Annotated in this window: 21 protein-coding genes; 4 read left to right on the top strand and 17 right to left on the bottom strand. The window is 40.2% G+C overall.

Going from position 1 to position 20,519, the window contains the following annotated elements:
• Nucleotides 1-126 precede the first annotated feature (126 nt).
• A complete protein-coding gene (locus tag CWB77_RS12255; RefSeq protein WP_138622942.1) occupies nucleotides 127-1,116 on the bottom strand; it encodes an LLM class flavin-dependent oxidoreductase in 990 nt (329 codons plus the stop codon).
• Nucleotides 1,117-1,258: 142 nt separating this feature from the next.
• Complete coding sequence (locus CWB77_RS12260) at nucleotides 1,259-2,005, bottom strand: siderophore-interacting protein (protein WP_138622944.1); 747 nt, start codon at nucleotides 2,003-2,005, stop codon at nucleotides 1,259-1,261.
• A 103-nt stretch (nucleotides 2,006-2,108) separates the two neighbouring features.
• On the opposite strand from CWB77_RS12260, the gene CWB77_RS12265 reads away from it, so the two are divergent.
• The 3 genes from CWB77_RS12265 to CWB77_RS12275 all read left to right on the top strand — a co-directional run bounded on the left by CWB77_RS12265 (nucleotide 2,109) and on the right by CWB77_RS12275 (nucleotide 4,267).
• A complete protein-coding gene (locus CWB77_RS12265) occupies nucleotides 2,109-2,528 on the top strand; it encodes a MarR family winged helix-turn-helix transcriptional regulator (RefSeq protein WP_138622946.1) in 420 nt (139 codons plus the stop codon).
• A gap of 81 nt (nucleotides 2,529-2,609) precedes the next feature.
• Nucleotides 2,610-3,011: a translesion error-prone DNA polymerase V autoproteolytic subunit gene (umuD, locus tag CWB77_RS12270; RefSeq protein WP_138622948.1), complete on the top strand. Its 402-nt coding sequence runs from the start codon at nucleotides 2,610-2,612 to the stop codon at nucleotides 3,009-3,011.
• Nucleotides 3,011-4,267, top strand: a complete 1,257-nt coding sequence (locus CWB77_RS12275; protein ID WP_138622950.1) for a Y-family DNA polymerase — start codon at nucleotides 3,011-3,013, stop codon at nucleotides 4,265-4,267. The genes umuD and CWB77_RS12275 overlap by 1 nt, the downstream gene beginning before the upstream one ends.
• Here CWB77_RS12275 and CWB77_RS12280 read toward each other — a convergent pair.
• The 5 genes from CWB77_RS12280 to CWB77_RS12300 all read right to left on the bottom strand — a co-directional run bounded on the left by CWB77_RS12280 (nucleotide 4,264) and on the right by CWB77_RS12300 (nucleotide 6,314).
• A complete protein-coding gene (locus CWB77_RS12280) occupies nucleotides 4,264-4,719 on the bottom strand; it encodes a hypothetical protein (RefSeq protein WP_138622952.1) in 456 nt (151 codons plus the stop codon). The genes CWB77_RS12275 and CWB77_RS12280 overlap by 4 nt on opposite strands.
• A gap of 247 nt (nucleotides 4,720-4,966) precedes the next feature.
• Nucleotides 4,967-5,485 carry a DUF4240 domain-containing protein gene (locus CWB77_RS12285; RefSeq protein ID WP_138622954.1) on the bottom strand — a complete coding sequence of 173 codons (519 nt, stop codon included), beginning with the start codon at nucleotides 5,483-5,485 and terminating at the stop codon, nucleotides 4,967-4,969.
• Nucleotides 5,482-5,676 carry a YwbE family protein gene (locus CWB77_RS12290; protein ID WP_138622956.1) on the bottom strand — a complete coding sequence of 65 codons (195 nt, stop codon included), beginning with the start codon at nucleotides 5,674-5,676 and terminating at the stop codon, nucleotides 5,482-5,484. Before CWB77_RS12290 ends, CWB77_RS12285 begins: the two co-directional genes overlap by 4 nt.
• A 137-nt stretch (nucleotides 5,677-5,813) precedes the next feature.
• The gene (locus tag CWB77_RS12295) at nucleotides 5,814-6,101 is read right to left on the bottom strand and encodes a hypothetical protein (RefSeq protein WP_138622958.1); all 288 of its coding nucleotides are present in this window, start codon (nucleotides 6,099-6,101) and stop codon (nucleotides 5,814-5,816) included.
• A gap of 6 nt (nucleotides 6,102-6,107) precedes the next feature.
• Nucleotides 6,108-6,314, bottom strand: coding sequence for a hypothetical protein (locus CWB77_RS12300; protein ID WP_138622960.1), 207 nt, complete (start codon nucleotides 6,312-6,314; stop codon nucleotides 6,108-6,110).
• A 100-nt stretch (nucleotides 6,315-6,414) separates the two neighbouring features.
• Here CWB77_RS12300 and CWB77_RS12305 point away from each other — a divergent pair, with 100 nt between their 5' ends.
• A complete protein-coding gene (locus tag CWB77_RS12305; RefSeq protein WP_171043270.1) occupies nucleotides 6,415-7,218 on the top strand; it encodes an ion transporter in 804 nt (267 codons plus the stop codon).
• Nucleotides 7,219-7,255: 37 nt separating this feature from the next.
• On the opposite strand, the gene CWB77_RS12310 is transcribed toward CWB77_RS12305, so the two are convergent.
• The 10 genes from CWB77_RS12310 to CWB77_RS12355 form a co-directional block, all read right to left on the bottom strand.
• A complete protein-coding gene (locus CWB77_RS12310; RefSeq protein ID WP_138622962.1) occupies nucleotides 7,256-9,214 on the bottom strand; it encodes a methyl-accepting chemotaxis protein in 1,959 nt (652 codons plus the stop codon).
• A gap of 137 nt (nucleotides 9,215-9,351) precedes the next feature.
• Nucleotides 9,352-10,491: an aspartate-semialdehyde dehydrogenase gene (asd, locus tag CWB77_RS12315; protein ID WP_075170165.1), complete on the bottom strand. Its 1,140-nt coding sequence runs from the start codon at nucleotides 10,489-10,491 to the stop codon at nucleotides 9,352-9,354.
• A 202-nt stretch (nucleotides 10,492-10,693) separates the two neighbouring features.
• Nucleotides 10,694-13,417 (bottom strand): TonB-dependent receptor domain-containing protein, encoded by a 2,724-nt coding sequence (locus tag CWB77_RS12320; protein WP_109874983.1) that lies wholly within the window; start codon nucleotides 13,415-13,417, stop codon nucleotides 10,694-10,696.
• Between the two features lie 72 nt (nucleotides 13,418-13,489).
• A complete protein-coding gene (locus tag CWB77_RS12325) occupies nucleotides 13,490-15,097 on the bottom strand; it encodes a beta-helix domain-containing protein (protein ID WP_109874982.1) in 1,608 nt (535 codons plus the stop codon).
• Nucleotides 15,098-15,411: 314 nt separating this feature from the next.
• Nucleotides 15,412-16,740 (bottom strand): tetratricopeptide repeat protein, encoded by a 1,329-nt coding sequence (locus CWB77_RS12330; RefSeq protein WP_138622964.1) that lies wholly within the window; start codon nucleotides 16,738-16,740, stop codon nucleotides 15,412-15,414.
• A gap of 37 nt (nucleotides 16,741-16,777) precedes the next feature.
• Nucleotides 16,778-17,383, bottom strand: a complete 606-nt coding sequence (locus tag CWB77_RS12335; RefSeq protein WP_008111498.1) for an energy transducer TonB — start codon at nucleotides 17,381-17,383, stop codon at nucleotides 16,778-16,780.
• A 6-nt stretch (nucleotides 17,384-17,389) separates the two neighbouring features.
• Nucleotides 17,390-17,800: an ExbD/TolR family protein gene (locus CWB77_RS12340; protein ID WP_008111500.1), complete on the bottom strand. Its 411-nt coding sequence runs from the start codon at nucleotides 17,798-17,800 to the stop codon at nucleotides 17,390-17,392.
• A gap of 53 nt (nucleotides 17,801-17,853) precedes the next feature.
• The gene (locus CWB77_RS12345) at nucleotides 17,854-18,381 is read right to left on the bottom strand and encodes a MotA/TolQ/ExbB proton channel family protein (protein WP_008111501.1); all 528 of its coding nucleotides are present in this window, start codon (nucleotides 18,379-18,381) and stop codon (nucleotides 17,854-17,856) included.
• 3 nt (nucleotides 18,382-18,384) lie between these two features.
• Nucleotides 18,385-19,752 (bottom strand): MotA/TolQ/ExbB proton channel family protein, encoded by a 1,368-nt coding sequence (locus CWB77_RS12350; protein ID WP_138570563.1) that lies wholly within the window; start codon nucleotides 19,750-19,752, stop codon nucleotides 18,385-18,387.
• A gap of 10 nt (nucleotides 19,753-19,762) precedes the next feature.
• Nucleotides 19,763-20,515, bottom strand: coding sequence for a DUF3450 domain-containing protein (locus CWB77_RS12355; protein ID WP_138622965.1), 753 nt, complete (start codon nucleotides 20,513-20,515; stop codon nucleotides 19,763-19,765).
• Nucleotides 20,516-20,519 lie beyond the last annotated feature (4 nt).

The following is a 20,519-nucleotide window of genomic DNA, read 5'->3' on the forward strand; positions in this document are numbered from 1 at the left end:
AAAACAGATTAATTGAATCAGTTCGATTGAAAATATAAATCATTTATTTGTACTCAATCTTTATTCGATTCTCTATTTGGTTATTAGTGTAACTATGGTTGCGTGTACGCTTGCTTAATAAACAGCTTAGTTCTTTATTTCCATTAGTATTTTTAACGCACGATGACGTTTTTCATCGTCATATAAATCGTTGGTGAATATAAGCTCATCGACCCCTAACTGATTCACGATCATTTCTAATTTGTGTTTAATACTCGCTGGCCCACCAGTAACACTTAATCCTAAAAAGCTCTCAACATGAGTACGCTCTTGTTCGCTCCACAAGCCTTCCATTGTTTCAACTGGGGGCTTTAACCACAACTCGTCGCCTCTAATTAATGATAGCACTCGCTGTTTTGAAGTGGTTGATAAGTATTGTGCTTCTTCATCTGTATCGGCAGCCACTAAAGGTAATGCCAACATTACATAAGGCTTAGCTAATACATTTGATGGTTTAAATTCTCGTTTATATAAGGCTATTGCATCATGTACAAAACGCGGTGCAAAGTGCCCCGCAAATACATAGGGTAATCCTTTTTGCGCTGCTAACTGGGCACTAAATAAACTTGAGCCTAAAAGCCAAATAGGCACATTAGTGTTTTCACCGGGTATTGCTCGTACACGCTTAGCTCCCTCGTATGGGCCTAATAGTGTTTGTAACTCGCTCACTTCATTAGGAAAGTTTTCAGCGCGGCTAATGTCGTTATTTAAGGCGCAACTGGTCACCGGATCGCTACCTGGGGCACGCCCTAGCCCTAAATCAATTCGACCAGGATACAAACTCTCTAAGGTGCCAAATTGCTCAGCCACAACTAAAGGCGCATGATTAGGTAACATAATTCCACCCGACCCTACGCGTATTTTTTTAGTGTTGCCGGCTATGTGCCCTACTAAAATTGAAGTGGCGGCACAAACAATCCCAGGCATATTATGATGCTCGGCTAACCAAAAACGGTTAAAACCTAATTGGTCTGCTTTTTGTGCGTAGGCTGTACTTTTGTTTAAGGTGTCACTAACCGTGGCCCCTTTTTGCATAGGCGCCAGTTCTAGTAATGAAAAAGGGATAGTTGATAACAAAGTAGCATCTCCAAATTAAATAGCGATTTATGACGTGCTAGCCATAAATAATAAATCTAAAGTAAGAGATGGGTGTACATTACACCAATTCAAGGCAGCTTATCTTGAAACGCTAAGGTGTTGCGATTGAGTGATAACAAAGTTAGCTATTTTTAGCTGCAGCTTGTTGGCGGTTTAGTTTATAGGCTTCTGAATCAAGGCCTTTTTTCCAATAACCCGATGAAACAATTTGACTGCGAGGTATAGCTAATTCATCAGTTAATACGGTTTTTGCTTTGCGTACTAATCCGGTCTCTAGTGCCATAAATACAATAGGTTGTTGCTCACTAAGCGGTACCGATTTTAATGCGTTTATCACATCTGTATCTGGTTTATGTGTTATTAACCAAGTTACATCTCGCGGCGACTCTAAGCTGATCACATCATCTTTTGTTGGTACATGAATAATCGCGTCAATTTTTGCGTTTTTAGGCAGTTGTTGCATGTAGCCTTTAATTGCATTAACCGAAGTTAAATCGCCAAGTAGTATGTAATGTGAGTGTTCATAATTATCAAGCTTTTTAGGACCTGGTCCTGCTATACCTACCTCATCGCCTACTTTTGCTTTTTTAGCCCAATTAGTTGCCGGACCTTGGTGCATATTAATTACAAAATCGAGGGTAAGTGCGCCGGTGTGCTCATCAACATGCCTTATAGTGTATGAACGCATACATGAAGTTTTAATATTATAATCAACGCGGCCATTTTGCGGAATAAGCACCTTTACGTAGTTACCAATATATTGAGCGTTCAAGTCGTTAAACTCATCGGAGCCAACAATAATGCGCTGTAAATGTGGGGTTATTTGCTCTGTGCTTAATACTGTTGCTTTGCGTACTTTTTTACCCATATAAATTTACCTCATTAAAAAAGATGAATTGCACAACGCCCCATTGGTTGATAAAATCAACTATATCAATTTAATTGACTTTGTCAACCATCATGGATTCCCTATGCATATCTCATTAGCCAATACACTATTTGCTTTAATGCAAAATTATCGCGTTACCATACGCGAAGCGATTAATGCGGGCGAGCTTGGCTTAAACGCAATGCACGTACGTTGCTTTCATATTATTGCAACAACAACTCAGTGCACTGCTAACGATATTGTTAATCAAACCCAGCGCGACAAGGCCCAAATAGCACGCTTAGTGAAAGAGCTAATCGCATTAAAGTTAATTAACAAAGATGCCAGTGAGCACGACAAGCGCTGTTTTATCTTGTCATTTACCTCTGAAGGTCGCACGCTTTATGACAAGCTATTAGCCGCCGAGCAGCAAGTAAATGCGCAAATGTGTAAAAACTTAAACCCACAGCAAATCAATGACTTTTTACATACTGCCCAACAAATGATCAAAAACATGGATTGATCTGCCATTCATTACTTGGCATAACGAATATAAAACGCATATACTGTACATTTATACAGTATATGCGTTTTAGGTTGTGTTATGTTTGTTATTCCCATTTATATAGAGGCCGGTGTTTGCGGGTTTGAATCGCCTGCAGCGCAGTATAGTGAGCTAGGGATATCACTTGACGAGCTATTAATAAAACACCCAGATGCTACATTTATTGGCGTTGCCTCAGGGTGCTCTATGCAAGAAATTGGCATTTTTGAGGGCGACTTACTGTTAGTTGACCGTGCAGAGATTCCTAAAGATGGCGATGTTATTGTGGCGAACTTAAATGGTTTATTTGTATGTAAGTTGCTAGATAAAACCAATGCGCGGCTGCTCTCGGCTTCTGCTGCTTATAAACCCGTGCAATTAACCGAATCTGATGAATTTCAGCTTGAAGGCGTGGTAACTCGCTCAATTAGATTACATCGGCAAAGCCCTGAGATACTTTAATGTATGCCTTAGTTGATGCGGTTGCTTTTTATGCCAGTGCTGAAAAGGTATTTGACCCCGCAATTCGTTCAAAACCAGTTGTGGTGCTTACCAATAACGATGGCTGCGTATGTGCGGTATGCCCTATTGCCCGTAAGCTTAATATTCCTAAATTTGGCCCCTATTTTAAAGTAAAGCAATTACTAGCAAAACATCAGGTCGTAGTGCGCTCATCTAACTACGAACTATACGCTAATTTAAGCGATAGAATGATGAACGTTATTGCTCGCTTTTGTGATACCCAGCATATTTACAGTATTGACGAATCGTTTTTGCACTTTAAAGGCTATCAGCCATTAATTACCGATTGGCACCACTACGGTCAGCTAATTAGACGTACGGTATGGCGCGAAACCAAACTCCCTGTTGGGGTTGGTTTTGGGCCAACACCAACCTTAGCCAAAGCCGCGAATCATGCTGCTAAAAAGCTAACTGGCTTTAATGGGGTTGCCGTGATTGATGATGAAGCAAGCCGACAAGCTATTTTACAGCAAATGCACTGCCAGGATGTATGGGGAGTGGGCAAACGTTTAGCTAAAAAACTGGCGCTAATGAATATTAATACCGCATGGCAACTAGCTCAGCAAAGTCCAAAAACAATTCGTCGCCAATTTAGCGTAGTGCTTGAGCGTACAATTAAGGAGCTCAATGGCATTACCTGTTTAAACTGGGACGATGTGCGCCAAGACAAACAAGCTATTTTTTCAACGCGTAGTTTTGGCCAGCGCCTTAGCGATCCTGATGCAGTGAGAACCGCATTAATAAACCATGCCAGCGTGGTTGCACAAAAATTAAGAGCGCAACAGTCGCTCACTCATCGTATTTATATTTTTGCCGCCAGCTCGTCACATGAGCAAGCCTTTTATAAAAAGTCAGCTATGCATCAATTTGATCCGCCCACTAACGATACCCGTGTTATAGCAAGTGCAGTATCAAAGAGTTTTGAGCAGATATATCAGCCGGGTATTCGTTTTTATAAATGTGGAGTGGGTGCATTAGAGCTTAGCCCGCAGCAGTTTCAACAACATACTTTATTTGAGAAACAAACCGATAACCCGCAGTTAATGGGCTGCTTAGATGCGATAAATCATCGCTTTGGGAAAGGAATGCTTAGCGTAGCAAGCAGCCAACTAAATGAACGCTGGCATATGAATAGAGCTTTTTTATCGCCGCAATACACAACGCGTTGGCGCGATATTCCTAAAATACAGTGTTAGTCAGCAACTTTAATAAATTCGCATTCTACACTTGGGTTATCTAAAGTGTATTTAAGGGTGTTATCGGTTAAAAAAGTAATAGTTTGTTTAATGGTTCTTTCGTGAATTGGATTATCACATCGGCTCATACGTAAACTATTTTCGAGGCCATTAGTTTTATATTTAAGTGAGCTGGTAATAAAACAATAATTAGGCTTTTGAATAGTACGAGTGCCATTGTGTAATGAGTTAAACAAAATCTCTTTACCTAAGCTAAAACCTTGCTCAGGATCTTCAGGGTTATTAAATTGCAATCGACTATTAGTGCACAAACCCGAGTTACTTGAGGTAACTTCGTAATTACCTAGCTTAGTTTTTAATAGTGGAATAAAGCGAGTTTTATTACTTGGGCCTGCTACTGCATAACAGCTAAAAAGGCTTATGGTAAGTAAAACCAGTGTGAAACATTTCATTATAAGCTCTATCCTCGTGTATCAACCATGATCAAGCAATGTGACAATGCCTTAGCTATTTCTAACTATAACAGAGATTTACTATAAAAGATGCGAAGTCGTTAGGTTATGAACTGCCGCGCAAAAACTAAATTAAAATACGTAGCTAACAACAAATACGATTAATCTAGGTGTAAGCTTTATTATCTAAAGGAGGAAGTAAAATGCATTACCTGTGATTAAGTAATGCATTGATAATAAGCTGAGTTTATTGCCAGTACTTAGCAAATAATTGCGGGTAATTTTGTTTTAAAAACTTAGGTTTGTCTTTAAAGCGCTTACCTTTAGGTTGTTCAAGTCCTGATGGGATAAAGGGTAACTCATCGTCGTTACGTTCTTCATATAACAAACCTGCAATTAGGTCATACTCATCTAAATACGGATAAGGTTGCTCGTTTAAAAAATAAAGCGGCGTGCACTGAGCGAGGTTATCTGGGTTTTCTAGTGCAGCTTTAAATACGGCTTCGCCACGAGAAATTAACCAACAACGAAATTCTGAAAAACCATATTCATCATTACAGCCCGCCATAACAAACGCGGCACCAAATAAATCCCAGGTATAACTTTGACGCATACAAATACTAAACTGCTTATCAAATTCAATTAATTGCTCATCTGATAAGTCACTCAGTGCCGACTTAAGCGATTGGCACACTGAGTCAGGCTCTGCGGTTTTATCTTCCACTGTAACCAGTCGCCAAAAATCAGTTAAGGTTAACTCACTCATGCAATGATCTCTTTTACCCGACCCACTTGGCCGTCTTCTAATTGTACTTTTATTCCGTGCGGGTGATTAGGTGACTTGGTCAATAAACGCGACACAATACCATTGGTTAAAGTACCACTGCGTTGATCTTGTTTAAGCACAATATTAACCTCTGTGCCTGGCATTATTTGCGAGCGTGTTGGAACGGCCATATTTAATCTCTATTACAATTTTTTGCGATTATAGCCTGCTTAATAGAATCTCTCCATATTAAAGCTTTTACTAAGACCATAAATGCCAAATACAGCTTAAAATGAGGGATAATTAAACAAAAACACAGTACCTATTTTTACTGCTTAAGAAATGAAATAGCATTGTTTTTTATATGAATATTTAAACTAGCTAATGCATTACAAATAAGCTGCACAATGTAATCTAGCTGATTATTTTGTTTAGCCTGCTCTAGTGCAATATCATCAATAAAATAACAACTTACAGTAAACTTAGAAGGTAAATTGTTTAAATCAACCGAGTGAGTAAGAAAGCTAAAGCCCTCAACGTTATCTTTTATTTGCTCGCAAGCAATTGTTAATTGTTGACGAATACGTTTATCTAGCTGCTTTTGGGTTTTGGTCATGGTTTATTACTGCTCGGCGATTTCTTGTTTTTTAAATTCTTTGTAGCTGTCTTGTTGTTGTTTAACACATTCATGGTATTCCTTGTCAGCCATATGACTGCACTCACCTAATCGGGCTGATTGAATTTCATGATAGCGGCTATCGCTGCTACACCCTGCTAACACTACGATTACAGATAACGAAAGTAGATACTTTAAGTTATTATTTAACATTCAAAATTCCTTATATTTTCACCGGAAAACTACTAATTTTCGTTACTTTTGCTGTATATTGCACTGGTTTTATATTTATAACCGTTAAGGGCACGTTATGATGTTGTCGCAGTTACAAGAGCTGTTCCAGCGTATCGATAAAAGTAAATTATTTCAATCATTTGTTATTGCAGTTATTGTGGTTTCTGCACTGACCGTGGGTGCACATACCTATTCATTACACCCTACTGCTGAGCTATTTCTACATTGGATGGATATAGGCATCACAGTGTTTTTCTTGATCGAATTGGTTATTCGTTATATTGCCAGTAAAGGGATCAAAGATTTTTTCTCCAAAGGCTGGAACATATTTGACTTCATTATAGTGATAGGTAGTTTATACCCTGCGGCAGGCTCAACTATTTTTATTGCTCGACTACTACGCATTTTCCGCGTACTACGTTTAGTGTCTATGATCCCAGAGCTGCGCTTATTAGTGAACTCACTAATAAAAGCCATCCCGCAAATGGGCTATATCGCGCTGCTAATGTTTGTGATTTTTTATATTTATGCTGCCACAGGTAGCATGTTGTTTGCTGAAATAAACCCAGTACTGTGGGGCGATGTCTCTATTTCTATGCTTACCTTGTTTAGAATCGCCACCTTCGAAGATTGGACCGACGTGATGTACGAAACCATGGCGGTATACAAATTAAGTTGGATTTTTTACTTAACCTTTATCTTTTTAACTGCATTTGTATTCTTAAATATGATGGTGGGGGCTATTTTAGAAGTAATGAGTGAGGAGCATCGCAATGCCCGAGAAGAGCAAGCCGATACAGACTCACTGCCCGCAACCCAAGGCCAAGTAAACGAATTGAAAGCACAACTGGCAGAGTTAACACAATTACTCAAAAATAAGTAGCAGATTGAATAGGGCAAGTATGCACTTGCCCTATTGTTTATACTTTAAACTTACCTACTAAATCAGTTAATATCGATGAAAGACGACTCATTTCATTGCCATTCTCACTGGTGCTAACAGCAATATCACTCACCTCATCAGCCGAGTTTTTAATTTCTGTCACATTTCGATTGATGTCTTCAGCGACGTGTTGCTGCTCTTCAGCAGCGGTGGCTATTTGCGTATTTAAATCACTAATATTAACAATAGATGCCGTGATCTCACTAAACTGTTGTTGCGCAGAATGCGCAAGTTCTACAGTTTTATTGGTGGTTTCTATGCTGCGTTCCATGTCTTTAGAGACTTTAGAAGACATCGTGCGTAACTTATCAAGCTGCGATGCTACTTCTTCGGTCGACTCTGCAGTACGCTGCGATAACGCACGAACTTCATCAGCAACCACTGCAAAACCACGCCCATGCTCACCAGCTCGCGCAGCTTCAATTGCAGCATTCAATGCTAGTAAATTAGTTTGCTCTGAAATGCCACGAATAACGCTCAAAATCGACATAATATTTTCACTTTCAGTATCGAGTTGAGTAATGTCTGCTGAGGCATTATTTATTACATCACAGAGCTGCACCACACTTTCTACGGTTTGTGTAATAACCGATTGCCCTAAATCTGATGCTTGTTGTGTTTGAACCGCTAAATCGGCCGCATTCGCACAACTACTCGACACTTCATTAGCAGTGGCAGCCATTTCATTAATAGCCGTTGCCGCCATTTCTAAAGCTTGTTGTTGTTGGCTAGTAGAGCTTGTTAGTTGAGCTGCTTGTGATGATGTTTGCGATGAGGTTTTACTAACATTTTGTGCGCATTCATTAATTTGTTTCACCAGCTCACTGATCAAATTTAAAAATAAGTTAAAGCTGGTGGCTAATTTAGCGGTTTCATCTTTTGTTTTTATTGTTAAGCGCTGGGTTAAATCACCGCCGCCTTGCGATATTTCAGTTAAACCATCGCTCACCTCAACAATTGGAGCAGAAATAAGTTTAGAAATATAACTCGCTATCGCAACAAATACGGCAATTAATATCGCGCTAATAATTAAAATGGTGTACGCCATCGCATTGGCCGCACTCATTACCTCAGACTTCTCTACCACCCCAATAAACTTCCAACCTAAAATGGGAGACGTATAAATATTGGCCATATACTGTTTTCCATCAATATCTACATCAAACAGGCCTTTGCTATTTTTAGCTAAATCGGCGTATTTAGCCCCCTCAATATCTGCTAGGTTTTTGAATCGGTAATCTGGGTGTTTCACATCCACCAGCACACTGCCGCTGTCTTCAATCAACATTAAGTAACCTGTTTCGCCTAATTTAATATCGGCAATAATATCGGTAAGCCCGCCCAATGAAACATCCATCCCTTGAGCACCAATTAATTCACCGTTATCAATAATAGCTTTAACCGTGGACACAATCACTAAATCATCAGCAGCCCAGTAATACGCATTAGTACGGGTTGTTTTACCGTTCGCTTGTTTGGCTGTTTTGTACCATGGGCGCTGACGAGGATCATAATTGGCGTTTACGTTTCCCATTGGCCATTGAATATAACCACCTTGTTCATTCCCCATGTAAATATAAGCAAGCCCAGGGTGAGTCTCACCAAAATGATTAAATAAACTGTAAGCAGCTTGCTCCGTCGGACTTTGGTTAGGGTGATCAAGCATTACCTTAGTGCCAACATTCATATGCGTTTTTATGTTTTCACGGGCATTTTTAATCGTTTGGTGGGAGGCTAAGTAGTCCACGTTTTTAGCAATTTCAGAAAAAAACATAGTAATTGCATTATCAACTTGGCGGGCTTCACGTTCACTTAACTGAGAAAAATTATCAAGTGCTTGCTCTCTGGTTTGGGAAATAACTAAAGCAGCTATAATTAATAACGGCAAGGCAATTGCAGATGCAAAGGAGAGCTTTAATTTTTTTGATATATTCATGAAGTTAACCTCTAAAAACACTCTTAAGAATATAGTGTGGCTAAAGGGGTTGAGCAAGAAATAATATGAGAATGTTTCGAAGAGGCAATAAAAAAGGTTAGCAATTTGCTAACCCTTTAACTTGATGAACTAGAAACTTACTCACCGTCTACAATAATTCGTAACATCCGGCGAAGTGGCTCCGCTGCACCCCATAAAAGCTGATCGCCCACGGTAAAGGCGCTAATGTATTTTGGCCCCATAGCGAGTTTACGAATACGGCCAACAGGAATACTCAGCGTACCGGTTACTTTAACTGGAGTTAAGTCGGTACTGGTAATGTCGCGCTGATTAGGAATAACTTTAACCCACTCATTGTGCGAGGCTAAGATTTCTTCTATTTTCTCAACGCTAATGTCTTCACGTAGTTTAATGGTCATCGCTTGGCTATGACAGCGCATTGCACCAATACGTACACATAAACCATCTATAGGCACAGGCTGTTTAGATGAGCCTAAAATTTTGTTGGCTTCTACTTGCGCTTTCCACTCTTCTTTTGATTGACCGCTTGGCATAGGCACATCAATCCATGGGATTAAGCTACCCGCCAGTGGCACACCAAATTGGTCTTGTGGCAAATCACTCGATGCCATTTTTTCGCTGACTATTTTATCAATTTCTAAAATAGCTGAACTAGGATTATCTAATTGCTGTGCGACACTTGCATGAATAGCGCCCATTTGGGCAATAAGCTCTTTCATATTTCGCGCACCGGCGCCCGATGCTGCTTGGTAAGTCATTGGGCTTACCCATTCAATTAGGTCGTGCTCAAATAAACCGCCCAGTGCTAGTAGCATAAGTGAAACAGTGCAGTTACCACCTACAAAGGTTTTAACGCCTTGCTCAAGCCCTTGTTCAATGACATCTTTGTTAACAGGGTCAAGTACGATAATACTGTCGTCGCTCATACGCAGCGCAGAGGCCGCATCTATCCAATAGCCATCCCAACCCGATTCACGTAATTTGGGGTACACCGCATTGGTATAATCGCCACCCTGACAGGTAACAATAATGTCCATTTTTGCAAGTTCAGAAATATCACTAGCATCTAAAAGCGGTTTAGCTGGACCTGCTAACTCAGGGCCAAGCTGACCTGCTTGTGAGGTGGTGAAAAAGGTGGTGTCGATATGTGCAAAATCATGTTGTTGTTTCATTCGCTCTAGTAATACTGAGCCTACCATGCCGCGCCATCCGACTAATCCTACTTTTTTCATTGTTTGTTCCACTGTTTGATTCATAAAAGGAGCCTATACATTAAAAATTAAAAATTCATTGCGTGAGATTTAATTTTTACAGCCTTAAGCTAACACCACCAGCACACTAAAACTAGTCAATAAACTGTAACTTAAATATTTTTCATACACATAAAAAAGCCCTGTACAAAATACAGGGCTAATAAGTAGTTAGGCGTTGTTATAAATCCTATCCTTGGGCTTTTACTTAAAACTCGTAGCTAAAGCTGACGCTCAGTTCTCTAGGCGTTTCTTGAGAACGAATTAACACATCATTTTGTTCTACTTCAAAGTTTTGTCCCAACATATTTTTCACTTTAAGTGTTAATGTGGTATTAAACGTTGGGTAGTAACTATAAACCATGTCTAACGAGTTTAAAGGTTGTTCGTAAGCGTCATCAAAGTTGTTAACACCCGCAGCTAAAATACGGTCACCAAATACGTTATAAATAACTGAAGCTTGATGCATGCCATCATGCGAATCGTAATTCAATTGTAGGTTGGCAACATACTTTGAGTGGCCAGTCATACGTCGCTTTAGATTTGTAAGGTCGGCGCGCTGTTCTTCTGCAATTTCAACTTCTGAATCACTAACCGTTAAATTACCAGAAGTAAAAAAAGCACCTCCTAATAAATCACTATGCAACTCAGTTAACCATTCAGCTTCTATACCGTAAACATAAGCTGTATCTGCATTATCAAACTGCAGAGTAAAACGACCGTCACTTTCGGTTAATAATGCTTCGATTGGGTTATCTATATCTTTATAGAATGCGCCAACTGAGTAGTTATCACCATTGTCCATATAAAATTCGATACGTGCATCAAAGTTATCTAGGTAACTAGATTCTAAGAATGGATTACCAAGCGTTCGATAACCAGTCAACGGATCTTGGAATTGAACAGGGCTTAGCTCACGCAAGTCAGGACGAACAACCGTGCTGCCATAACCAAAACGAACTTGGTACGACTGCTGACTGTATGTCATAGATAATGAAGTAAAATACTCATCTTCCATCACACTTGCTTGTTTTATCGCATCTGCACTTAATTTATCTGCCAATAAAGCAGGATCGAATGCTGAGCGAGAAAAAGCGAGAGCAACTTGGCGGAAGTCCTCGTAACGCACACCACCACTTAAACGCCAATCTTGAGCAAAAGTGATATCAAAAGAGCCGTAATAAGCATCAATCATTTGCGCTGCTAGGTAATCATCGGCTGTAGGTTCTTGAAACAATAACTCTACATCCGTTGAATCGATCACAGCATCATTAGCAAAGAAACTACCAATTGACAGTGCTTCTTCTTCACTTTGTGCTAAATCTAAAGACTGTGTTTGGCTGAAGCGATAGTTAAAAAAGTCTGTGCGGTAATCACGCGTTTTTTCAACAAAATAGCCGCCGCCCGCGATTTCAACTTCGGCGTTATCAAAGTAAAAAACTTTGTTAACATTAACGCCCCAGTTTTCTACATCGTCTTCTAGCTCAACAAATCGATACAAATAAGGATTGCCACCTAAACTGCCATTATAAAAAGTACGTTGATATTCGCCATCGGCGTACTCATCACGCACCGTTACTTCAAGCTCGCCAGGTATACTCGTCGTCGCTGTTGAATCAGTGTATTGCCAATCTACACCAACACCTTCAAGAAAACTCCACTCTAAATTGTGCATTCCACGAAGTTGAAGTATTTCAAGTTCACGTTCCTCAAAAGAGGTTAGGTGGCTTCGCTGTAATTGCCCAGCATCAATGCTTAATGACTTTGAAGGCTCTTGATAAAGCGCAACAGAAGCTTCATCTTCAGTATCTCGTAGCATCATATAGGTGGCTGTTAAATCATGGCCGCCAATTTTATAACCTAAATTTAGAGAGCTATTTAATTTTATATTATGCTTTGTTGATACTTCTTTCTCTGTGGCAGAGTAACAAGTAAAGTCATCTTTTGAACATTCAGATTCAGATGCGTCAACAGAAGAAAGTACTGCGCTAAACTTCTCTGCATTAGACCATTCATTTTCATAAGCAACTGATGCTAAGAAACCAAAAGATCCGTCTAGGCCAAATAAGTTATCAAATCGGTCGCCATAAACAGCCTTAATGCCTGCATCAGGGTTTAAGCTTTCTTTTTCTAAGCCAAAATCTCTTGGTAGTGCTTTTGATAAACTTTTATTTAAGTCTATTGCAGCTGCTTGACCAATATCAGCCCCCTGACGTCTTGACTCCACATCTCTTATATTTCTGTATGAGATATCAGACAAGCCATTGATATAGGTATTTAGCGCCGTTTTAACGGCTCCTGGTAAGGCGCGTGTACCATCGTCTTTACCTAACCAATCATCACTGCCGCCATTGTATGTATAGCCTTCATCGTTTGTATCTTTATAGCTAGCACCAATCTCAACTTTAAATAAAGTATCACTTGGAATGCTTTTCGTCCTGATATTAACGTCACCACCACCAAAAGCCGCAGGCATATTAGGTGAATAGGCTTTTTGAACAGCTAAAGACTCAATAATACTTGATGGGAAAATATCAAGTGGTATTACATTTCTGGTCAGATCTGGGCTTGGAACAACTGCACCATTTAAACGCACGCTTGAGTAACGCTCACCTAAACCGCGTACATAAATAAACTTATCGTTAACTAAAGATAAGCCTGTAACACGGCGAAGTGCTGAAGCGGCATCGCTATCACCCGTTCTAGATATTTGCTCTGAACCCATTATATCAGCAACAAATGCCTGATTTTTACGTTCATCAATTACGGCACTAGCACTGCCTTTAAGGCGTGTACCTGTTGCAACAACTTCTTCTATCGCTTCTTCATTGATTATTTCTTGTGCCTGTTCAGCGAAAGAATTAAATGAAGAAAAAAGGGAGAGCAGAGATAACGTTATTAGATTAGTTTTAAACTGCTTTTGATGTTTCATATTTATATCCTCTAAACCTAAAATTCCCTTAAAAAAGGCGCCATAGCGCCTTATAATTAGAGCCGGTCTAGATTAATTACTAGCGCGTTGTAAAGATGCGGCTACAAAATCAGCCCATTCACTTGATTCACCTTCTTTAAGTGCACCAATATAACCTGCGTTAGTAAAGAAAGAGTCAACTTCACTCATGTCTTTCGCCGTTGTAGCTACCGCAGTACCTTGTGAATCTGTAATAGTTGCTGCAGTTGAAACACCATCAGCACCAAGCACATTTGCAAAATCAGCAAAACCAATCAGCTGATTATTTTCGCCACCAGTAAACCAGGTATTGATATCAAAGCTTGCTAACGCACCTGTTAAAGGAGTGTTTACGTCTTCAAAATTCTTACCACACGCAAATATTGAACTCACAAATGCGATATCACCGTTGTTTGCATTGGCATGCACACCGGCATCCCCTGATTTATCTTTTTCATTATATAAATCAAAACAGCCAGCACCATCTACAGATGATGAGTTTACAAACAACATATTAGCTAATTGCGCTTTACCCCATTCTTTCATTTCCATACCGGCACCAGTACGACGCCCTTCAGCACCTTGATCACCAGTAGTAACAACGGTTGCATTAGCAATAGTTGGGTTAGAAACAGTCGTTACTAAATCTTGTGCGTCTGCAGATAATGGATCTACTTTTGCGCCATCTGTTTCAAATCCATGATTTCCATATTCATTTGAACGTACAAGAATGTACTGTCCGTAACCTTTCCAACCCTCATCCCAGTCAATACCGTCATCACCAGTATCAGTAACAACAATATGTTTAAGATTAACGCTACCACCAAAGAGTTCTATACCATCATCAAAACCATTATGTACATGAACATAATCAATGGTTGTGCCTGAGCCAACAGCATTTAGTGTTAAACCATTTAGCTCATCACCTTCAACGCCAAATCCTGCATACTTAATAACAATATGCTTTAATATACCGCTACTATCTTGCGGGTCATTACCACCGTAATAAGATACAATACCTTCAGCTGAGTGATTACACATGTCTTGTGCCGCAGCAGTCGCTGTACAACGAATAGAATGGCCACGTCCATTTACCTGAACACCACCCCAATCACCAATTTGAGCGGTTGTTGAATCATCACCATCAACTTCTTTAATACTTGTGAAAATAATTGGCTTATCTACTTCACCAATTGCTTCAATATTTGCACCGCGAGCAATACGAATAAAACTCTCTGGCTTGGTAAACGCAATGGTAGCGCCTGCTTCAATAGACAATGTTGGGCCATTAACATCAATAGTAGCGCCTGTAGATGTGTCTACATCGTCACCTATAAATAAAGCACCTTCAAATACATGGGCACCGCCATCGTCTAGCGCAGGGATAACAAAAGAGCTAGTAATTTCTTTTGCATTACTTGCAAATGCTTGGCTGTATAAACAGTTTACGCCTTCTGCTTCACCTGTAAATGTAGCTCCATCTAATGTGTATGTGGCGCAACTTAATGTATCGCCACCATTATCACCACCTGGGTTAGTCACTGAATTGTCTACACTGTTATCAACTGTCGTAGGTGTAACGTTAATATCTCCACCACCACAACCAGCCAGTGTTATTGCTGTAGCCACTAAGCTGATTTTGAATAAGCCAGATAATTTCATTGTTCACTCCGTAAAAGTATTTAATTATTGTGTTAGCGCATTAAGTAATAACTTAAGTCACTTTAAGGCACGATACTCATGCATTAAGGTCACTTGAGTTATCGAATACGAAGTACAATACGGGAGTGATATGACAATGAAGTTACACTTTAATAAACATAAAATGACAATGTTAATTAATTAAAAATCAATTGGTTGCTTTAAAAGCGCGCGCAAAAAAACCACACAAACTAAATGTTAGTGTGGTTTGAGTAGTGCAATTATGAAATGGTTTTTAGTGCGTCAATTAAGAACTAATAATCGCACTATAAAAATTAAAGCAGTGCTGTTTTTAATGTTTGCGCATGCACTTTTTCGCGTTTTACATATTTGATCCATTGCTGGGCTAAACGTTGCGATTTTTTGTGCTTTTCGGCTTGTTCAAACGCAAGGATAGATGCATCAAAATTTTGTAAATTGTATTGTGCCATTCCTAAAGCAACAAACGCATTTGATTCAAAATCAAGGCCGCCTTTATCCAGTGCCATTCGTGCTGCATCAGCTGCTTCGTCATACTGCTCTGTGTTTACATACACTTCAGCCAAGCGCTGGTCGTATTTACCATGCTCTGAACGCTCTGCAGCTTTGGTAAAGTAACTAATCGACTTAGCATCTTCTTTAGCTTGTACCATGGCCTCGGCTACAAAGGCATAATTTTTAGCTGTTGGTTCAGCAATGCCCTGCTCTATTGCCTTACTCATTACACTGGCGGCTTTGTAAGCAAGCTGATTATATAAATATACCTGTGCAAGCTGTCTTAGGTCAGATTTAGAGGTTAAAAATCCTTGCTGGTAAGCCGCTTCTAAAACACTAAGCTGCTGTTTTTCTTGCCCAGTTTCACCGTACATACCGGCTAATTGCACCCAATACTCAGGTTTGTTGTATAGCTTTACCATACGCTCAAGTACGCTGACTACTTTATCCGTTTGGTTAAGTGAGTAATACATAGCACGTTGCAGTACCAGCCAGTTTTCTTTTGGTACTTTGCCTTCGCTATCACTTAAGTTAATGGCTTGGGTAATGTAACTCAGGCCTTGCTCATAGTCTTTTAATTGATAGTAGGTTTGCGCTCTTAATAAATAATATGCATCAGTTTTTGGCTTTGTATTAATGGCATCCCATTTATCTAAAAATGCGATAACCTTTTCATAGTCGCTGTTAGCCATTGCAAGCTGCGCTAAACTGAATGTCGTGCTCAAACGCAATGTTTCTGGAATGCCATCTTCTGCAATCACTTTTTCAAATGAGGCAATCGCTTTTACAAGGTCGTTTTCATTGTAATAAATAAACCCATAAAAGTTATGCATCATCGCAATTTCATAAGAGTTCATACTTGATGAGCGCGCTTGTATGCTGTCAAGCGCGTCTAAACCTGCTTTACTGTCGCCATCATCCGCAAGTTTTTGGGCGCGAGCTAATTGGCTGTATACCTTTTCACGCAGTGCGGGAACTCGTGTTGTTTTCTGCTTTTCAACAGCCTGTACTGTCGCCAAATTTACACCCGGAAGTACACTCAATGCACTTGGTGTAACAACGCTGGCACTGATTGCAACAGTGCACAACATGCTAAGCTTTAATAGCTTGGTTGTTAGTTTTAATTTCATAATTGCCTCACGTTCACTCTTTACTTACTTAATAGAATTAACCATTAATTTGGAAAGAAATTTTATTTTGCACACCGGCTACTTCAACAGCTTCGCCATTAACAACGCGCGGTTTATATTTAAACTTAAGGGCCGCATCCATCGCTGCTCTGTCAAACAATGACTCTGGCTCGGCTTTAATAACTTGTGGCTCTTTCACTGTGCCTTGCTTGGTCACTGTAAACTCAACAATGACATACCCTTCAATACCACGCGACAAAGCACGCCTTGGGTATACCGGTGCCACTTTTACTATCGGTAAATACTCACCATCACTGGTTTCTAATGCTAATCCACCCGCTAGATTTACATCAGCATCGACATTTGCAGCAAAATCAAAGTTGTTGCTAGCAGCGTTGTTATCGCTACTTTGCATTTGTGGCGATTCCATTGGCGGTGGTGGCTCTTTAGGTGTTGGTGGCTTTTGTGGTTTACGCTCCTTTTTTTGTACCGTTTCTTCTTTTTTCAAACGGACAAAATCTAATACATTCCCTTTTGCAGGCTCCGTCATGGCGCCTTCTCCGCCGGTGATCAATGCCTGCATACCTAAAAACAGCATAAAGGTCACCACACCCGCTATAATTAACGCAAGTACATAACGCATCACTCGTTACCCTTCTTGAGCCGCTATTGAAACATCAAATACACCCGCTGCACGCGAGGCATCCATCACTTTTATCAAGGTTTCTGTAGTGGCTTTTTTATCGGCCTGAATAACCACACTGCCTTGTGGATTTTCAGCTTTTAAGCGTTCAATGTTGGCTTGTACAGCACGTACATCAATTTGACGTTTATTGATCCAAATTTCGCCTTGATCTGAAATAGCCACTAATATGTTAGCGCGTTCTTTTTTTACAGCCGTTGCCGCTTCAGGGCGGTTTACATCAATACCGGCTTCTTTTACAAACGAGGCTGTAACAATAAAGAAAATAAGCATAATAAATACAACATCCAGCATAGGAGTCATGTTTATTTCTTCTGCTTCATCTTCTTGGAATAAATTACCTAATGGGGCTCTCATTTTACTTCTCCTAGAATAAGCGGTGATTATGTTCACCGCTTTTCAATAATTATTTAGTGGTCCAACACCATAGTGTCTTGCAACAATTCAACTTCACGCTTTGCTTTACGCTGTAAATAGGTTGAGGCAAACACCCCAGATAACGCACCGACCATACCTGCCATAGTGGGTATGGTTGCTTTTGACACACCCGACGCCATAGAGCGTGCGCTGCCTGTACCTGTAATAGCCATTACATCGAAGACTTCTATCATCCCTGTAACTGTGCCGAGTAAACCTAATAGTGGACACAGCGCCACCATCACATTAATCAGTGGTAAGTTTGCGTTTAATCGCATACTGGCGCGTGACACCATGGCCTGGCGTATTTGCTCTGCATTCCAGCTGTTGCGTTCACTACGAGTTTTCCACGTATTTTTAACGTCTTTTTTGTAGTGTCGATAGCCATTAAAAAAGTACATAAATCGCTCGAGTATCAATAACCACATCGCGAAAATTAACACGGCAATGACCAAGAGAACTTGGCCACCCGTGTCGAGAAAATCACGGATAGCATTGATTGAATCAATCAATAGCACCATGGTTTAAGCTCCTTTCTCGCTTCGCTCGGCAATAATACCTGCACTTTGTTCTTGTAAAATAAGCAGTAAGCCTTTTGAGCGAGTATTCAATAAGGTGTATAAAAACACCGTTGGAATGGCAACAACAAGGCCTAATACCGTAGTAACCAGGGCTTGCGAAATACCGCCTGCCATTAGTTTAGGGTCGCCAGTGCCGAATAAAGTAATTGCTTGGAAGGTATTGATCATCCCAGTTACCGTACCGAGTAAGCCCAGCAATGGCGCTACCACAGAGATAATTTTAATAAGCGTTAAATTACGGGTGATTTTTGGCATTTCGCGTAAAATGGCTTCGCTTAACTTAAGTTCAAGCGTGTCGTACGCCACATTAGGATATTGGTCTTTCACTTTCATGACGCGCCCTAGCGGGTTATCATCACGGGCTGTATCGTCTTTTAATTGACGACGGATTTTTCCACCCATCAGCAGGAGCGATACAAAACGCTCTAACGCAATTAATAACGCTAATAAGCCAACGCCTAAAATAACGTAACCAACTGCACCACCTTGATGAACTTGCTCGCTGGTATCAGGGGCTTGTACTAACAAACCTAAAATTGAACCACCCGTTGGGTCAAGCGCAAACGGCACCACACCGGTGTTTGCTTGCTGCAAATCAGCCGCAGTCGCAGTAAAGCGGCTACTTGGTTGGCGAGTAAGCTGGCTAATAGTATTGGTAGAAGGCGTATACTCTAGGTACTGACCGTCACTAATAAGGTTAAATGCACCCACACGTACCACTTCTTTTTGTACTTTATTGCCACCGTCAACAATTACATCAGTATTGAAGCGGCTTACTTTTCCTTGTTCGGTCATTTCGCGTTGTAGCTCAAACCAAACCTTTTCGATATCTTCAATAGACGCAAGCTTTGAGGTAGAACCCATTTTTTGCGCCAATTCGTCCATAAAAGTACTACGCCCAGGTAACTGAGCCGATACCACCGAGGTTGCAAACTTATTACTAGAATCTCCAGCAACTTGTTGTAGCACACCAAATAGCTCTTTTAATGAACCCATACGCTTTGATAAAGTATCGGTCAGGTTAGCCAATTTAATTTCGTTTTCTTCAAACTGCGTTTCTAAACGCTCTGACTCGCTAAGCATTTGGTTTCGTTTTGCTTGGGTGTTTTTAAGCATTTGCACTTGTTCATTTTGACGTGCTGCAAATTCTTGTTCGCGTTGTTTATTTTGTTCTGATTGCGCTGATTTACCCTGCTCTAACGTTTTTAATAAGGCATCTAAGTTCATTGGTTCAGCGGCACACATCGCACCTGAAAAACCTAAGCTGGCTGCAAACACGGCCATTTTTGTCATTTTTGTTAATAATTTCATGGTAAACCTCTTATTCTGCAGCATGAATTGGCAGTGTTAACATATCGGGGGCTAGTTGTTTGCGAGCAATGCGAAGCCCTTTATTAATTTGGCTAATGGTTGAATCAGGCAGTGCAACAAACGACTGTGTTTTTTGATCCCAACTACCTGCTTGTTTGCCATCGCGGGTAAGGTAAATGAGTTCTAAACGGCCAATGCGCAGAAAGTCGACTTCACGTTCTTTATTGTCCACATCAAGCAATGCGGTATACGCTTCAATAGTGCGTCCGTAATCAACTTCAACTTGATAAGCTTCTAAGACACGACGGAATTTTTCACTTGATGTAATATCAGCGCGTTCCATCATTGCATTTAATGATTCAAGACGCTGCTTTCGCTCTTGCTTTAAAAACGGCACGTCTAAGGCAACAAACTGTTCAAGCCCAGTGATCATACGAAGCATTAAAGGGGTTATTTGGCGCTCAATAATCGATACTTGATCCATCGATAAATTAAGCGATTCCATCTCTTCTATTTGATTATTTAACTGTTTTGTAAGCTGTGCGTTATAAACGGCTAAACCATCTATTTCTTTATTTAGAGTTTTGAATTGCTGCAAACGCCCTTGCATTGAATCTGCAATCTTGTCTATTTTTGTTTGTGATTGCGCAGCTAAATTATTAATTTCGCTGCTTTTATCAATTACCGTGTTTAAATCATTGGCGTGGACTGCTGCACTTGCGGCTACAATACCAGCTAAAAATAATGGTTTAACGCCTTTCATCGTA

It is taken from the genome of Pseudoalteromonas sp. S1610, from assembly GCF_005887465.1.
In the GTDB taxonomy this organism is placed as follows: domain Bacteria; phylum Pseudomonadota; class Gammaproteobacteria; order Enterobacterales; family Alteromonadaceae; genus Pseudoalteromonas; species Pseudoalteromonas undina.

Coding starts and splice junctions, on each gene's coding strand:
- CWB77_RS12260 (WP_138622944.1), bottom strand. CDS start 2,005: ATGGGTAAAAAAGTACGCAAAGCAACAGTATTAAGCACAGAGCAAATA.
- CWB77_RS12265 (WP_138622946.1), top strand. CDS start 2,109: ATGCATATCTCATTAGCCAATACACTATTTGCTTTAATGCAAAATTAT.
- umuD (WP_138622948.1), top strand. CDS start 2,610: ATGTTTGTTATTCCCATTTATATAGAGGCCGGTGTTTGCGGGTTTGAA.
- CWB77_RS12275 (WP_138622950.1), top strand. CDS start 3,011: ATGTATGCCTTAGTTGATGCGGTTGCTTTTTATGCCAGTGCTGAAAAG.
- CWB77_RS12280 (WP_138622952.1), bottom strand. CDS start 4,719: ATGAAATGTTTCACACTGGTTTTACTTACCATAAGCCTTTTTAGCTGT.
- CWB77_RS12285 (WP_138622954.1), bottom strand. CDS start 5,485: ATGAGTGAGTTAACCTTAACTGATTTTTGGCGACTGGTTACAGTGGAA.
- CWB77_RS12290 (WP_138622956.1), bottom strand. CDS start 5,676: ATGGCCGTTCCAACACGCTCGCAAATAATGCCAGGCACAGAGGTTAAT.
- CWB77_RS12295 (WP_138622958.1), bottom strand. CDS start 6,101: ATGACCAAAACCCAAAAGCAGCTAGATAAACGTATTCGTCAACAATTA.
- CWB77_RS12300 (WP_138622960.1), bottom strand. CDS start 6,314: ATGTTAAATAATAACTTAAAGTATCTACTTTCGTTATCTGTAATCGTA.
- CWB77_RS12305 (WP_171043270.1), top strand. CDS start 6,415: ATGTTGTCGCAGTTACAAGAGCTGTTCCAGCGTATCGATAAAAGTAAA.
- CWB77_RS12310 (WP_138622962.1), bottom strand. CDS start 9,214: ATGAATATATCAAAAAAATTAAAGCTCTCCTTTGCATCTGCAATTGCC.
- asd (WP_075170165.1), bottom strand. CDS start 10,491: ATGAATCAAACAGTGGAACAAACAATGAAAAAAGTAGGATTAGTCGGA.
- CWB77_RS12320 (WP_109874983.1), bottom strand. CDS start 13,417: ATGAAACATCAAAAGCAGTTTAAAACTAATCTAATAACGTTATCTCTG.
- CWB77_RS12325 (WP_109874982.1), bottom strand. CDS start 15,097: ATGAAATTATCTGGCTTATTCAAAATCAGCTTAGTGGCTACAGCAATA.
- CWB77_RS12330 (WP_138622964.1), bottom strand. CDS start 16,740: ATGAAATTAAAACTAACAACCAAGCTATTAAAGCTTAGCATGTTGTGC.
- CWB77_RS12335 (WP_008111498.1), bottom strand. CDS start 17,383: ATGCGTTATGTACTTGCGTTAATTATAGCGGGTGTGGTGACCTTTATG.
- CWB77_RS12340 (WP_008111500.1), bottom strand. CDS start 17,800: ATGAGAGCCCCATTAGGTAATTTATTCCAAGAAGATGAAGCAGAAGAA.
- CWB77_RS12345 (WP_008111501.1), bottom strand. CDS start 18,381: ATGGTGCTATTGATTGATTCAATCAATGCTATCCGTGATTTTCTCGAC.
- CWB77_RS12350 (WP_138570563.1), bottom strand. CDS start 19,752: ATGAAATTATTAACAAAAATGACAAAAATGGCCGTGTTTGCAGCCAGC.
- CWB77_RS12355 (WP_138622965.1), bottom strand. CDS start 20,515: ATGAAAGGCGTTAAACCATTATTTTTAGCTGGTATTGTAGCCGCAAGT.